This is a genomic window from Mycobacterium persicum, assembly GCF_002086675.1.
GTDB lineage: Bacteria > Actinomycetota > Actinomycetes > Mycobacteriales > Mycobacteriaceae > Mycobacterium > Mycobacterium persicum.
On the sequence record NZ_MVIF01000019.1, the window covers coordinates 1 to 13,475 of the forward strand.

The 13,475-nt window shown below is 66.8% G+C and carries 15 protein-coding genes and 2 pseudogenes; 8 read left to right on the top strand and 9 right to left on the bottom strand.

Annotation, left to right across the window (positions count from 1 at the left end; translation table 11 throughout):
- Positions 1-60: 60 nt before the first annotated feature.
- Entirely contained in the window at positions 61-351 is a 291-nt protein-coding gene (locus BST40_RS08765) for a hypothetical protein (RefSeq protein WP_083154040.1), read from the bottom strand.
- Between the two features lie 74 nt (positions 352-425).
- On the opposite strand from BST40_RS08765, the pseudogene BST40_RS08770 reads away from it, so the two are divergent.
- Both BST40_RS08770 and BST40_RS08775 read left to right on the top strand, forming a co-directional pair.
- Positions 426-1,697 (top strand): annotated as a pseudogene (locus BST40_RS08770) (PE family protein); the annotation flags it as partial.
- A 201-nt stretch (positions 1,698-1,898) separates the two neighbouring features.
- Entirely contained in the window at positions 1,899-3,167 is a 1,269-nt protein-coding gene (locus BST40_RS08775) for a competence/damage-inducible protein A (protein ID WP_449288812.1), read from the top strand.
- Here the strand turns inward: BST40_RS08775 and BST40_RS08780 are convergent.
- Entirely contained in the window at positions 3,164-4,426 is a 1,263-nt protein-coding gene (locus BST40_RS08780; protein WP_089025074.1) for a sialate:H+ symport family MFS transporter, read from the bottom strand. The two genes, BST40_RS08775 and BST40_RS08780, sit on opposite strands and share 4 nt — an antisense overlap.
- 73 nt (positions 4,427-4,499) lie before the next feature.
- On the opposite strand from BST40_RS08780, the gene BST40_RS08785 reads away from it, so the two are divergent.
- On the top strand, positions 4,500-5,567 hold the full coding sequence (locus BST40_RS08785) for an amidohydrolase family protein (protein WP_075546709.1): 1,068 nt from the start codon (positions 4,500-4,502) through the stop codon (positions 5,565-5,567).
- 15 nt (positions 5,568-5,582) lie between these two features.
- On the top strand, positions 5,583-5,984 hold the full coding sequence (locus BST40_RS08790; protein WP_075546710.1) for a phage holin family protein: 402 nt from the start codon (positions 5,583-5,585) through the stop codon (positions 5,982-5,984).
- Between the two features lie 4 nt (positions 5,985-5,988).
- Here the strand turns inward: BST40_RS08790 and BST40_RS08795 are convergent, their stop codons facing one another.
- Positions 5,989-6,780: an enoyl-CoA hydratase/isomerase family protein gene (locus tag BST40_RS08795; RefSeq protein ID WP_075546711.1), complete on the bottom strand. Its 792-nt coding sequence runs from the start codon at positions 6,778-6,780 to the stop codon at positions 5,989-5,991.
- Between the two features lie 274 nt (positions 6,781-7,054).
- Between BST40_RS08795 and BST40_RS08800 the strand changes: the two are divergent.
- Positions 7,055-7,481, top strand: a pseudogene (locus BST40_RS08800) (anti-sigma factor antagonist); the annotation flags it as partial.
- Here BST40_RS08800 and BST40_RS08805 read toward each other — a convergent pair.
- Positions 7,478-8,440: an FAD-dependent oxidoreductase gene (locus BST40_RS08805; RefSeq protein WP_075546713.1), complete on the bottom strand. Its 963-nt coding sequence runs from the start codon at positions 8,438-8,440 to the stop codon at positions 7,478-7,480. The pseudogene BST40_RS08800 and the gene BST40_RS08805 sit on opposite strands and share 4 nt — an antisense overlap.
- 18 nt (positions 8,441-8,458) lie before the next feature.
- Entirely contained in the window at positions 8,459-8,923 is a 465-nt protein-coding gene (locus BST40_RS08810; RefSeq protein ID WP_083154042.1) for an Rv1352/Rv1906c domain-containing protein, read from the bottom strand.
- A 343-nt stretch (positions 8,924-9,266) separates the two neighbouring features.
- Here BST40_RS08810 and BST40_RS08815 point away from each other — a divergent pair, with 343 nt between their 5' ends.
- Positions 9,267-9,578 (top strand): hypothetical protein, encoded by a 312-nt coding sequence (locus BST40_RS08815; RefSeq protein ID WP_131808281.1) that lies wholly within the window; start codon positions 9,267-9,269, stop codon positions 9,576-9,578.
- Between the two features lie 54 nt (positions 9,579-9,632).
- On the opposite strand, the gene BST40_RS08820 is transcribed toward BST40_RS08815, so the two are convergent.
- The 3 genes from BST40_RS08820 to BST40_RS08830 are packed head-to-tail and all read right to left on the bottom strand — an operon-like array spanning position 9,633 to position 11,278.
- Complete coding sequence (locus BST40_RS08820; RefSeq protein ID WP_075546716.1) at positions 9,633-10,127, bottom strand: SRPBCC family protein; 495 nt, start codon at positions 10,125-10,127, stop codon at positions 9,633-9,635.
- Entirely contained in the window at positions 10,127-10,768 is a 642-nt protein-coding gene (locus BST40_RS08825; protein WP_075546717.1) for a nitroreductase family protein, read from the bottom strand. Before BST40_RS08825 ends, BST40_RS08820 begins: the two co-directional genes overlap by 1 nt.
- Before the next feature lie 18 nt (positions 10,769-10,786).
- Positions 10,787-11,278, bottom strand: a complete 492-nt coding sequence (locus BST40_RS08830) for a carboxymuconolactone decarboxylase family protein (protein WP_075546718.1) — start codon at positions 11,276-11,278, stop codon at positions 10,787-10,789.
- A 224-nt stretch (positions 11,279-11,502) separates the two neighbouring features.
- Between BST40_RS08830 and BST40_RS08835 the strand changes: the two genes are divergently transcribed.
- Both BST40_RS08835 and BST40_RS08840 read left to right on the top strand, forming a co-directional pair.
- Positions 11,503-11,715 carry a hypothetical protein gene (locus BST40_RS08835; protein ID WP_075546719.1) on the top strand — a complete coding sequence of 71 codons (213 nt, stop codon included), beginning with the start codon at positions 11,503-11,505 and terminating at the stop codon, positions 11,713-11,715.
- A gap of 179 nt (positions 11,716-11,894) precedes the next feature.
- A complete protein-coding gene (locus BST40_RS08840; RefSeq protein ID WP_241780226.1) occupies positions 11,895-12,233 on the top strand; it encodes a hypothetical protein in 339 nt (112 codons plus the stop codon).
- 50 nt (positions 12,234-12,283) lie between these two features.
- On the opposite strand, the gene BST40_RS08845 is transcribed toward BST40_RS08840, so the two are convergent.
- Positions 12,284-13,243, bottom strand: coding sequence for an NAD(P)H-dependent flavin oxidoreductase (locus BST40_RS08845; RefSeq protein ID WP_083154044.1), 960 nt, complete (start codon positions 13,241-13,243; stop codon positions 12,284-12,286).
- Positions 13,244-13,475: the final 232 nt, after the last annotated feature.

The following is a 13,475-nucleotide window of genomic DNA, read 5'->3' on the forward strand; positions in this document are numbered from 1 at the left end:
CCGACTCAGGCTTGCGCCAACCCGCACGAGGCATACCCTACAAACTACACCCATGTAGTCTTAACTGAACGGTATTGGGCCTAGGGCGGTGTAGCCGATCCCGAGCCGCTCGCATTGGCGCTGCGCCCAGGTGTGCCCGTTGAGCCAGAGCCATACCGGCCACGGCGCATAAGCGTTGGTCTTCCAAAACGCCCCACCCCAGTCGGGATCCCACAGATAAAAATAGAAATGATTGACGAAGGCCATCTGCCGACCCCACTCCATGTGCGGATGCGCGAGGTGTTCTTGGCCCTTGGCCTTCCATGACCGCCACACCGGGGTCTTCTCCTGCGCGATCCCGACCAGCACCACCTTCCCATCACCACCGTCGCGTTGGGCGGCCTCGATCAGCGGCGCGGCGATCTGCTCCTTGTTCTCGCCCTTAGCTTAGGGCTGCGAACGCGACGGCGGCCGCCAGCACGACGGGGCTGCTGGCCGCCGCGGCCGACGAGGTCTCGGCGGCCGTGGCGTCGCTGTTCTCGGCGCATGCCCTGAGCTATCAACAGGTCGCCGGGCAGGCGGCGGCGTTTCACGATCAGTTTGTCCAGGCCTTGACCGGCGCCGGCGCCTCGTCGTATGCCCTCACCGAGGTCGCCAATGTCCAGCAGAATCTGCTCAACGCGGTCAACGCGCCCGTCCAGGCGCTGTTCGGGCGCCCGTTGATCGGCGACGGCGCGGCCGGCACCGCGACCAACCCCAGCGGACAAGATGGCGGCCTGCTGTACGGCAACGGGGGCGCCGGCTACAACAGCAGCGCCACCCCCGGAATGGCCGGCGGCAACGGCGGCAACGCCGGACTGATCGGCACCGGCGGCGCCGGTGGAGCCGGCGGCGCCGGTGCCGCCGGTGGGGCCGGCGGTAACGGCGGCTGGCTATACGGCAACGGCGGCAGCGGCGGCCGCGGCGGGAATGCGGTCATCGCCGGTGGCGCGGGCGGCAACGGCGGCGCCGGCGGCGCCGCCGGGCTATGGGGCACCGGAGGCAGCGGCGGCCACGGCGGCAACGGCCTGGCCGGCAACAACGGCGTCAATCCCACCCCTGTCACCGACGCCGCGCTCAACGGCGCCGCCGGCAACAGCAATATCGACCAAAACACCACCTTGACCGGCACGAATGGCGATGACGGCACGCCCGGGGGTGCCGGCATCAACGGCGGCAACGGCGGCGCCGGCGGAGCCGCCAATGCCAACCCCCAAAATGCCTCGGGAGCCTTCGCAGGCGGCGGCGGGAACGGTGCCACCGGCGGTGATGGCGGTGCCAGCGGCGGCACGGGCGGCACCGGCGGGCAGGCCGCGTCCTCCGGCTTCAGCGTGGGCGGTGACGGCGGCACCGGCGGTACCGGCGGTACCGGCACGAACGGCCAGGCCGGCGGTGCTGGCGGCGCCGGCGGTGCCGGTGGGCGCGGCGGCTGGCTGGTCGGCAGCGGCGGCAACGGCGGCAACGGCGGCTCCGGCGGCGCCGGCGGCGCCGGCGGCAACGGCGGCACCGGCGGCGATGGCGGCGGCGGCAGGGGCAAGGGCCTCGGTGGCCAGGGCGGCGCCGGCGGGGCGGGTGGCCCCGGTGGCGCCCCCGGAACCGGCGGTCGACCGGGCCAGCCCGGTCAGCCGGGCCAGCCCGGGCAACCGGGCCAACCCGGCGAACCAGGACGACCGGGCAATTAGTATCCGCCGGACGCCTGCGGCCGAGCCCCAGGGCACCGGCCACTGTTCCTTTCGGCTGATCGTCGGCCATCCGCGTCGTATTCGCTGAGGACCTGCATTGCGGGTTCTCACACCAGGCGATCGCCTTCCCGAGCCAATTTTTGCCTCGCCTGGCGAGGCCTAACGACACCGCGATAGCCGGTACGTAGGCTCGTGCCGGTGAGCGCACGCGCGGGCATCGTTGTCACCGGTACCGAAGTCCTGACCGGGCGGGTCCAAGACCGAAACGGGCCTTGGATCGCCGATCGGCTGCTGGAGCTGGGGGTAGAGCTGGCTCACATCACCATCTGCGGCGACCGCCCCGCCGACATCGAGGCACAACTGCGCTTCCTGGCCGACCAAGGCGTGGACCTGATCGTCACCAGCGGGGGGCTGGGGCCGACGGCCGACGACATGACGGTCGAAGTGGTGGCCCGGTTCTGTGGCCGCGCGCTGGTACTGGACACCGCGGTCGAAAACACCATCGCCAACATCCTCAAGAAGCTGATGGCCCACTTCAACCCGGGCGACTTCGAAGCGGTCCGGGCAGCCAACCGCAAGCAGGCCATGGTCCCGGCCGGCGCGCAGGTGCTCGATCCGGTGGGGACCGCGCCGGGTGTCGTCGTGCCCGGAAGGCCGGCGGTGATCGTGCTGCCGGGGCCCCCGCGTGAGCTTCAACCCATGTGGCACAAGGCAATTCAGACGCCCGCCGCACAAGAGGCGATCGCCGGCCGAACCGTCTACCGACAGGAGACCCTGCGGATGTTCGGCCTGCCCGAGTCCGGTCTTGCCGAGACCCTACGTGCCGCACAGGCATCCATCCCCGGCTACGACCGGCTCGAGATCACCACCTGCTTGCGGCGCGGCGAGATCGAAATGGTTACCCGATACGAGCCACCCGACGCGGACGTGTACGCGCAGCTGACCCAGCTGCTCCGAAAGGAGCACAGCGAACAGCTCTACTCCGAAGACGGTTCCCAGGTCGACGATGTAATCGCCCGGCTGCTGGCTGGCCGGCGGATAGCAACCGCCGAATCCTGCACCGCCGGACTGCTTTCGGCACGGCTGACCGATCGTCCCGGTTCGTCGGACTACGTGGCCGGCGGCGTGGTCGCCTATTCCAACGACGCGAAAACCGAGTTACTGGGCGTCGACCCGGCCCTGATCCAGACGCACGGCGCGGTGTCGGAACCGGTGGCCGAGGCGATGGCGGCGGGTGCGGTGCAACGCTTCGGCGCCGACACCGCCGTCGCGATCACCGGGGTCGCCGGTCCGGCAGGGGGGACGGCGGACAAGCCGGTGGGGACGGTGTGCTTCACGGTGCTGCTTGACGATGGCCGCACACTCACCCGCACGCTGCGGCTCCCCGGCAACCGGTCCGACATCCGCGAGCGCTCCACCACGGTGGCCATGCATCTGCTGCGACGCACCTTGCGGGGCGCGGATTAGGTGACTTGCGCTGGCAATAGGGAACTTTCGGCAGTACCGAAGCGGACTCCGGTGGCGTCCTTGCCGATCATGGCGAGGACCGCGACCGCGGTCAGCACCGGCACGATCGTCGCCGCCAGCGCAAAGGGATACCCGTGCGATGCGGCCAGGTGTTCCTGAATGGGCAGGTTCAGCGCCGCCAACAGGTTGCCGAGCTGGTAGGTCACACCGGGATACAGACCACGAATGGCGTCCGGCGACATCTCGGTGAGATGAGCGGGGATCACCCCCCAGGCACCCTGCACACAGATCTGCATCAGGAACGAACCCAGGCACAACATCGCCGCGGTGTGCGAGTAAGCGAACAGCGGCACGATCGGCAACCCCAAGACCGCGCAGAAAACGATGGTGTAGCGGCGGCTGAAGCGCTGCGACAGCGTACCGAAAACCAGGCCGCCGATGATGGCGCCGATGTTGTAGACAACCGCGATCCAGCGGGCGGTCGCGGTGGACAGCCCGGCCCCCTGGTCGGTGGTCGCGGTCAAGAAGGTGGGGTAGACGTCCTGGGTGCCGTGGCTCATCCAGTTGAACGCGGTCATCAGCAGCATCAGGTAAAAGAACCGGCGGATGATCGCGGCGCTGCCCAGCACGTCACGAATTCGGGTCTTGGTGAGCCGCATCCGGTCCTGCGCGGCTTCCCACACCTCGGATTCCTTCACCCGGTAGCGGATGATCAGGCTGATCAGAGCCGGGATGATGGAAAGACCGAACAGCCAGCGCCACGACAGGCCCAGCCAGTTCACAACCAGCAGGCAGGCCAGGGTGGCCAGCAGATAGCCGAATGCGTAGCCCTCTTGCAGCAGCCCGGAGAAGAACCCGCGCCGGCCGACGGGCACCTTCTCCATCGCCAGCGCGGCACCCAGCCCCCACTCGCCGCCCATCCCGATGCCATACAGCAGGCGCAGGATCACCAGTACGGTGAAGTTCGGCGCGAAGGCGCACAGGAATCCGACCACCGAATACAACATCACGTCGACCATGAGCGGAATGCGCCGGCCGACGCGATCGGCCCACAGCCCGAACAGCAGCGCACCCACCGGGCGCATCGCCAGAGTGGCCGTCGTGACGAATGCGACTTCAGTCTTGGTGTGGTGGAAGGTTTTTGCGATGTCGGCGTAGACCAGCACCACGATGAAGTAGTCGAAGGCGTCCATCGTCCAGCCCAAGAACGCCGCAATGAACGAGTTTCGCTGGTCGACGGTCAGCCCCGGTGTCGTCACGTCAGCATCGTGCAGCACGGGGGCCATCCCGCGAACGTTGGGGTTGGCCGAGCGCGCGAGTAACTTCGGGAACATGCGAATCATCGATGCCGACGGACACGTCGCCGAAAACGCGTCATTGGCCATCGAAGCACTCAAGCGCTGGCCGGAATACGTGCAACCCAGCAGCGACGGACGACCAGGGCTGCGGATCGAAGGTCGTAACTACCCGGAGGACACGGGGCCCGGTGCCGGTTGCCCACCCCAGCACGGGATCACCACGGCAGGCGATATCCACACGGCGACCGCCGAGGGTGTGCTGGGTGACGCCGACCGCGATCACCTCGACACGATGGTGCTCTATCCCAGCCTCGGGTTGTGCGTGCCCAGCCTGGAAAACCCTGACTTCGCAGCCGGTTTCGCGCGTCTGTACAACCAGTGGATCGCCGATTTCTGCGCGCCGTCCAACGGACGGCTACGCGGGGTCGCCGTGACCCCGATCGAACACGGGCAGGTGGCCGTCGACATCATGGCCGAGGCCAAAGACCTCGGGCTGGTCGCCACCCTGGTTCCGCCGGCCCTCAAGACGCGCAACCTCGACCATCCTGACCTCGACCCGTTCTACGCCGCCGCCATCGAGCTGGAGATGCCGCTCGGGATTCACGGCGCCCCGGGTATTCACCTGCCCAAGATTGGCGTGGACCGCTTCACCAACTACATCCAGGTGCACTGCATCAGCTTTCCGTTCGATCAGATGACCGCGATGACCGCGCTGGTTTCCGGCGGCGTCTTCGAACGCCATCCTCGATTGCGGGTGGCCTTCCTCGAGGCGGGCGCCGGCTGGGTTCCGTTCTTCATCGATCGCCTGCACGAGCACTACGAGAAGCGCGGCGACTGGATCGAGGGCGGCTGGCGCCACGACCCCCAGGACTACTGGCGGGCCGGCAACATCTGGGTGACCTGCGAGCCGGAGGAGCCGATCCTGCCGGGTGTGATCGACGTACTCGGCGACGACTTCATCATGTTCGCCAGCGACTACCCGCACTGGGACGGCGAATGGCCGGAGAGCACAAAGCATCTGCGCACCCGGTCCGACATCAGCGAAGAGTCGCGGGAAAAGATCGGCGGCCGCAACGCCCAGCGCTTCTACGCGCTGAATTGATGGCAGGATCGGCGCATGGGTCCTTTTCTGGTGCGTGCGGCGTTGACGGGTTTTGCGTTGTGGGTGGTGACCCTGTGCGTTCCGGGGGTGCGCTTTGTCGGAGGTGATACGACGTTGCAGCGGGTGGGCATCATCTTCGTCGTCGCGGTCATCTTCGGATTGGTTAATGCATTCATCAAGCCGATCGTGCAATTCCTGTCGATCCCGCTGTACATCCTCACCCTCGGCCTTTTTCACATCGTCATCAACGCGTTCATGCTGTGGATCACCGCCCAGATCACCAAAGACACGACCCATTGGGGCCTGCAGATAGACCATTTCTGGTGGAGCGCCATCTGGGCGGCGATCCTGTTGTCGATCGTGAGCTGGATATTGTCGCTGCTGACTCGCCGCGCTGCGCGCAGCCGCAATAGCTGAGCGGTCAGCGCGCCTGCCATCGCGGCGGTCGTTTCTCGGCGAACGCGCGCGGTCCTTCCTTGGCGTCCTGCGTCTGGAAAATGCGGTCGCTGTGCCGGGTCTCGTTGTCGTATGCCGACTCCAGGTCGAGTGCCAGCCCTTCGACGGCGCATTGCTTGGTTGCCGATACCGCTAGGGGAGCGTTGGCGGCGATCCGCGCGGCGTAGTCATAGGCGGTATCCATCAGCCGGGCGGCCGCGACCACGCGGTTGATCAGCCCCATGGCCAGCGCGCGCTGCGCGTCCACCAGGTCGGCGGTCAGCAGCAGCTCCATCGCCAGCGCATAGGGAATCTGGCGTGGCAGTCGCACCGTGCTACCGCCGCCCGCGAAGAGTCCGCGTTTGGGCTCCATCACCGCGAAACGTGCCTCGGGTACGGCCACCCGGATGTCGGTGAGCCCCAGCATCTCGAATCCGCCCGCGACACACGTGCCGTTCACCGCGGCAACGATCGGCTTGTGGACCGGAAACCGATGCAACACCGCATGGATGGCGTCGTCCTTGTTCCACCCTTCGGGCCGGGGGAGATCACCGGTCAGCTCGGGGATGAACTTCTTGAGGTCGGCTCCGGTGCAGAAGTCGTGCCCGACGCCGGTGACGACGGCGACCCAGGCATTGGCGTCATCGCGAAAGGCGGCCCAGGCGTGGGCGAGGTCACGGAAATGCGCCATGTCGAGAGAGTTACGCGCCTCGGGCCGGTTGATTGTGATGGTGACAATGTGGTCGAGGTGGTCATGCTGCGTGTAATCGATGCTCACCGCGTTATCGGCCGGTTTCTCTTAGCAGTAGCAAGCTTTGATCAGATAGTAGTGATGCCGCCGCGCCCGGTGGTCGCACAGCCAAGAACATGGCTGCCGTCATGAATTACGCAAAATTTGGTTTTAGACATCCTTCTTTTTCAGGATCTGTTACACATATGCTTACTACCACTGTGAAAACAGGGCACTCCTAGCCAGGACGATCACCCGCGCGCCTTCCCATAGCCAGGACGGCAGCACTTAGCACCACACGACGGACGGGACGTTGCACAAGATGGACACTGTCGCGCTCGGAGCATCCGGTCCCGCGAGCACGCGGCTGAGTTTGCAATTGGGTGACGCGCAAAGCGGTCTACGGGCGGTCACCGAATCTAGTGGCTCGGCTGTTGTGGTCCACGTCGGTGGTGACATCGATGCCAGTAACGAGACAGTCTGGCAACGGTTGGTGACCCGCAGCGCCGCCATCGCCATCGCGCCGGGGCCGTTCGTCATCGACGTCAGAGACCTCGAGTTCATGGGGTCGTGCGCGTATGCCGTGCTGGCGCAGGAATCGGTGCGGTGCCGCCGTCGTGGTGTGAACCTGCGGCTGGTCAGCAACCAGCCGATCGTGGCCCGCACCATCGCCGCGTGCGGTCTGCGTCGCCTGCTGCCGATGTACACCTCGGTCGAGAACGCGCTGGCGCCGCCGGCCTGAAGCTCATTGCGCGCCGAGGAGGCGCGCCACGTCCCGCGCACATCCCCATGAAAGCGTTACTCCGTTGGCGCTGTGACCGTAGTTGTGGATACACCGCGCCCGGCCGAGCGGCTCGGACTCCACCCGCACCGACGGACGGTCCGGACGCAGCCCGGTGATCGTCTCGATCACCGCGGCCTGGCCAAGCCGCGGCTCGATTCGCCGGCAGCGCTGCAGGATCCGGTCGGTCACCGTGGGGTCCGCGGTCGTGTCCCAGCGGTCGGCGATACTGATGCCGCCGCAGACCACGCGCTGCGGGTGGGGGAAGTAGCAGACCCATTCCGGGGAGTCGTTGCGTTCCAGAAATATCTGCTGCAGACCGGGATTGACCATGACAACGTGCTGGCCGAACAGCGGCCGCAAGGTGTCGTCGCCGGTCAGCTCTGCGGCGCCGAGACCGGCGCAGTTCACCACGATCGGTGCGGCGTCGGTGGCCTCGGCCAGCGACCGCACCGGACGGATCTCGATCTCGCAGCCGGCCGCGGCCAACCGCTTGGTCAGGTATTCGAGGTAGTGGGGCATGTCGATCATGGGCAGCGTGGAGCGAAACCCGGCCGGAAAGCCTTCGGGTATTTCGGCCGGATCGGCCGGCCGCAGGTCGGGGATCAACGCGACCTGCGGCGGCAGCGCCGCGCCCACGGGTACGTCACCGACAGTCAGGGCCGGCGCCATGCGAACTCCGGTGGACGGGTCTGTGCCGAGTTCGCCGAACACGCGCAGCGATTCCGCCGCCCAAGCCAACGTCTTGGCGACAGGCTCGGTGAACACCGGGCCCCACACCGCCCCAGCCACCGCCGAGGTCGTGTCCTGCGGCATCGCGGCGGTCCAGATGTGCACCGGCCATCCCGCTTCGGCCAGGCACAGCGCTGAGGTCAATCCGCTGACGCCGGCACCGATGACGACGACCTGTTGTACACGGTCAGCCACAGCAGCGTCACCCGGCCGTCAGGACTGCGGCACCCGTTCGCCGGTCGGGCCGAGCAGCCCGTTGAGGATCGCCAGATCGGTTTGCAGCTGGGCACCTGCCGCAGGCCCCGGAAGTTCCGCCGGCGCAGTGCCCTCGCCGGTGATCTGCCAGGGCTGGCACCCGGATGTCCTGAATGCCTTGTCGGTCGGCTGAATCTGCACTACCTGCGGCTTCTTGCTCAGGGCATTGTCGAGCAGCGCGCCGTCGGGATTGGCCAACCGCTTCCAATAACAGGTGCCGTTCCCGACGGGCCCGGCAGAGCTGTAGGTGCCCGGCGCGATGTCGGTGCCCACCGTATAGGTGCCGTCGTGATCGATGGTCGTCTTGGGGGCGGACGGCGGTGCCGGCTGCGGGTCAGCAGCCGCGACACCTGCGGACCCGACCCAACCCGTGAGGATCAGCCCGGCAGCGAGAAATACGGCGGCCGGCGCCTTCGAACTCATAGCTCAGCAGCCTACCGGGGCGGGCAGCTAATTTCGAACCGCCGGCACGGTACGAATCGCCGACCTGCGTACCGAGGACGCGACGGCAGAGTTTGCAGCGGCGCGGCTGAACAGGCTCATCGACTTCGCGGGCATGCCGACTCCTGACCAGTGCCGGCCGGCCCAGGCTGGCTCGGCAAGTGCATTGTGCGCCAACGACTTCCAGAACGTGCGCGGCGCCGGCCGGCGCGGACAACGACCGTCGTTTCCCCAAGCGGGGGCCAGGGTACCCACTACCACGTTGGGTCGCAACGCAACTGGAGTCAACAGCACAACTGACAGACCGGCAGTGAAGGAGGACATGATGCTGTGGCTTGCCGTGCTGCTCATCGTGGTGGGTGTTGCGTCGTTTGTGGTGGGCTTTGTGCTCGTCACCAACGGCACCACGGTGCCACCACGCCGCCGTACCCAAGAAGACCCGAGCGGTGTCAAGCGGGCCGCCTCGCGGGTGGCATGGCCGGACGTATTCCGGCGAATGCCCAGTAGTTTCGCCGTCACCCTGGACGAAAACGCGAACCGCAGTGACCGGCTGGCCGCGGTTGGGTCATTGTGCGTGCTGATTGCCGCGCTCGCGTGGAGCATCGCCGTCTTGGCGTTGATTACCGCGTTCGTGTGAGCCAGATGTCCGGTGAGCCCAAGCGGTATGCAATAAGCGCCGGTGGGCAGCCGTTCAGGCCAGTCGCCGCACCGTGCCGGCGTATCCGAGCGCGTGCTCATATGTCTTGAGGTTGTCGCGGGAAATCTTGGCGTGCACCGCGCGCTCGAGGAGGAAGCGCAACACCGGGTTATAGGCGTGATAGGTCTCGTGGAACGTCAGTATGGTGCTGCCGTCGGGCTGTTCGTCGAGTTGGTGATAGCCCTCGGCGCGCGACCACAGCGGCGCGCCGACTGCCACATACCGCGACAGCTTGTTGACCTTTGCCTCCGTGACGGTCTCGAACGACCGCCCCTTGCCACCGGACAGCAGGTACTTGGGCACCTCGAAAATGCAGGTGCGGACCAGACCTTCGCCGGCCTCGTCTCCCTCGTGCAAAATCTCCATGCTGCCCGTCGGCCACCTGAGCACCCTCGGCCGCGGAGAGTTCGGCGGCGGGGGCGGATGCAGTATCCGCCACACCTTGTTCGGGGGCGCGTCGACGTGAAATCGCACGGTGTAGGACTGCATCAGCTTTCTCCGACAGGCTGTTCCCAGGTATCCCAATACGTGATCGTCTCCACCGGCGGCCTCGCGGCCGGACGGAAGTCGGTGCCGATGGTGTAGGCCACCGGGAACAGCGCCGCCTGGGTGACCGTGTCCGGGATTCCGAGCACCCCGGCCACCTCTTTCTCCTTTGCCAGATGCATCGTCGTCCACACCGATCCCAATCCGCGGGACCGCAGCGCAAGTAGGAAGCTCCAGCCGGCCGGGATGATCGACGCCCAGGCCGACGCAGCGACCAGCCGGTTACTTTCGTCGATGCGCTGACACAGGCAGGGAATGACATGCACCGGAACGCGGGCCAGCGTCTCGGTCAGGCCGAGCGCGCTGCGATACACCCGCTGGTTCTGCGGATCGGATGCGGTGGCAGCGGCCCGGGCGAGATACTCGGCGCCGACGCTGCGGTAGATGTCGGCAATCGCCGCACGCTTGTCGGCGTCGGTGATCACCAGCCAGCGCCAATCCTGAGCATTGCTGGCGGTGGGCGCCTGGGTGGCCAGCCGCAGGCACTGCAGAATCACCTCGCGGCCCACCGGCCGGTCCAGATCGAGGCGTCGGCGCACCGATCGCGTGGTGGTGAGCAGCTCGTCGACCGAGGCTAGGTCCACGTGAAGTCCATGTGTCTCCTAGATGTCTATCGCGCAGGACTGGTCGACCCCGAGCACCGTCAGCGAACGCCCCAGGCCCAAGAACACCGCTATGCATAATGTGAGATCGAGGATTTCCGCATCGGAGAACAGCTCCCGCAACCGCCCGAAGAATGCGTCGTCCAGCGACGCGTGGTCGGTGGCGAAGCGCTCGGCGAACTCGATGGCAAGGCGTTGGCGTGGCGTGTAGCCGGGGTAGGCGGCGTAGTCCGCGACGTGGTCGTAGAGCTCGGATGCCGGGGTTCTCGGGCCGGCGTCCAGCAGTGACGGCGCACGAAAGCCCGAGCATGCGACACAGTCGTTGATCTGCGCGATACGCATCCTGGCCAGCTCGCGCTCGTCGGCCGGCACGATGCTCTGCTGGTATGCGCCGCGGATCATCCGCTCGACCATGCCACCGAGCTCGGGGCGTAGCGTCCAGATCATCGCGGCTTCGCCGCCGGCACCGTCCGGCACGTCAAGTCGGGCCATGCGCGCACTCCTGCCGGGTGAATAGGACTACCGATCGGAGCAAACCAGATTCTCGGTACGACTGTCCAGATGTGCTTCGCAGTTCTGGGCCGGGTGTGCGGCCAGGTGGCGGGCGGGGCCGAACCGCGGGTCTTTGCGGCATCGAGCCTGCCGCCACCGCATCGAGCGAGACGCCACGCCCGACCAAGTGGCGCGGTGAGCGCAGGATCGATGTCGCTTCAAGGGTGCACACCGTCACCATCACCGCCGTCGAAGACGGTGCGGCATGGGAACGCCTGGCCCTGCGTACGAACGTCGAAGCCAAACTGCTGGTGCCGCTGCCGTGGTCGCCGCTGCATGACATGTCGTTGGCGGAGGTGCCGTCCGATGGGCGCGAGCACGAGCTGACCCTCTACCTGGAAGACACCATGTGGCCCTATCAGGACAAGCTCCGATAGCGGAAGTCTGTTGTCGATCGCGACCGTGCTCGGGGCGGCGCGACTTCGCCAGCACCGATCTCACCTCACTGGTCGCCATCGCCTATGGCGCCGCGGCCGCGCCAATGCGCGAGCTCGACAATCTCCGGTACGACGCGACGGGCAAGATCTTGCTCCCGGTCGATTGATCACCGCTGCAGATGGTGGACCTGGCCGCGGTCCCCACCGACGGTGCGACCCATCCGTTGAGCCTGTTCATGAAGGACACCGGCTGGCCCTACGCGCCGCTGGACGACTGCATCCGCTCCTGGGACGAGATCTACTACCGGCCGCTGTCGAAGGCCCCCGCCGGCATGCGGATACTCGACATCCAGGCATGCTTCCAGGTCGCACACGGCAGCTACCGGCGCCGAGAAGCGATGCTGTGGCAAAAGATTGACGACTCGAACAACTATGCGGCGCTCGTACACCTGCTGACCAACGACACTCCGCCACAGCACCGGGGGCCGGGCAGCTACATGTACGAGGCGCTGAAATAATGTGACCAGTGGCAGAGCCGCCTGCTGCGAACATCGGCGTGGTCGCCGCTTTACTGATTCAGGATTCGTGCGGCGGTGCCGACCATGTGCTGCACGATCTCGGCGACGGGGCGAACGTCGTGAATGAGTCCTATCGCCTCACCGACGAGTACCGTGATGACGTCGAAATCCTCTGCTGCAGTTGCCCTTTCAAATTCGTTGAGCACGTCCGGCAACCGGGCCGACAATTCGGCCTCGCGGCCGTGCCACCTCGCCGTCAAGGCGTTGCCGACCATCCGGGCGTCGTATTCGTCAGGCCAATCACGCTGCCGCACAATGTCATAGACCCTGGTGCGCACGGTGTCGTCACCACCGGCGCCGATGCCTCGCTGCTGGGCTCGCGGTGACACCAGCGCCTCGGTCGCCGCCCAGAACCGGGTGCCGACGAGCACGCCGTCGGCCCCGAGCGCCAGCGCGGCAGCCAGTCCACGGCCGTCGGCGACGCCGCCGGCGGCCACCACCAGCGTTTCCGGCGAACGTTGCGCTACCAGGTCGACGACGTCAGGCACCAGCGTGAACGTCGACCGGGCACCCGTCCCGTGCCCGCCTGCCTCGCCGCCCTGGGCCACGATGATCTGTGCGCCGGCTGCCAGGGCAAGGCGCGCCTGGTGCAGGGTTTGCACCTGAGCGGTCAGCGGAACTCCGGCGCCGCGAACGCGCTCAGCGAACGGCGTCAGATCACCGAACGACAGCATGATGGTCGGGGGTTGCTGCCCCAGAGCGTTGTCGAGCAACCCGGGGTTGCGGGCCAGGCTCCAGGTGATGAACCCGTATCCGACTCGTGCGCCGTCGGTTTCGCCGATCTGGGCTTGCAGCCAGTCGGCTTCGCCGTAGCCGCCGCCGACGAGACCCAGACCCCCGGCTGCGGTCACCGCCGCCGCGAGTCTGCCCCCGGAAACCAGGGCCATCGGCGCGAGCAGGATCGGATGCTCGATCCCGAAGAATTCGGTCAGGCGGGTGGTCAGTGACATTGCCACGCTCCTTCGAGCTCTCCGGTGGGTAACGTGCCCGGCTGAGGACGAAAGAGCAGTTCTCTTCGCCGTTTTGAGTGACCGTGACCATCAGCGGCCGCACCGTCCGGCTGGTCTCGGGGTAGGCATCCTGCTGTCCCTGCCGAAGCCACTCGTTACAGGCTAACGGCGGAGAAGTGCGCCCGCTGGCTTCTGCAAGCCACCCCGTGGTCCGGCCCGGCTAAAGGTCTTT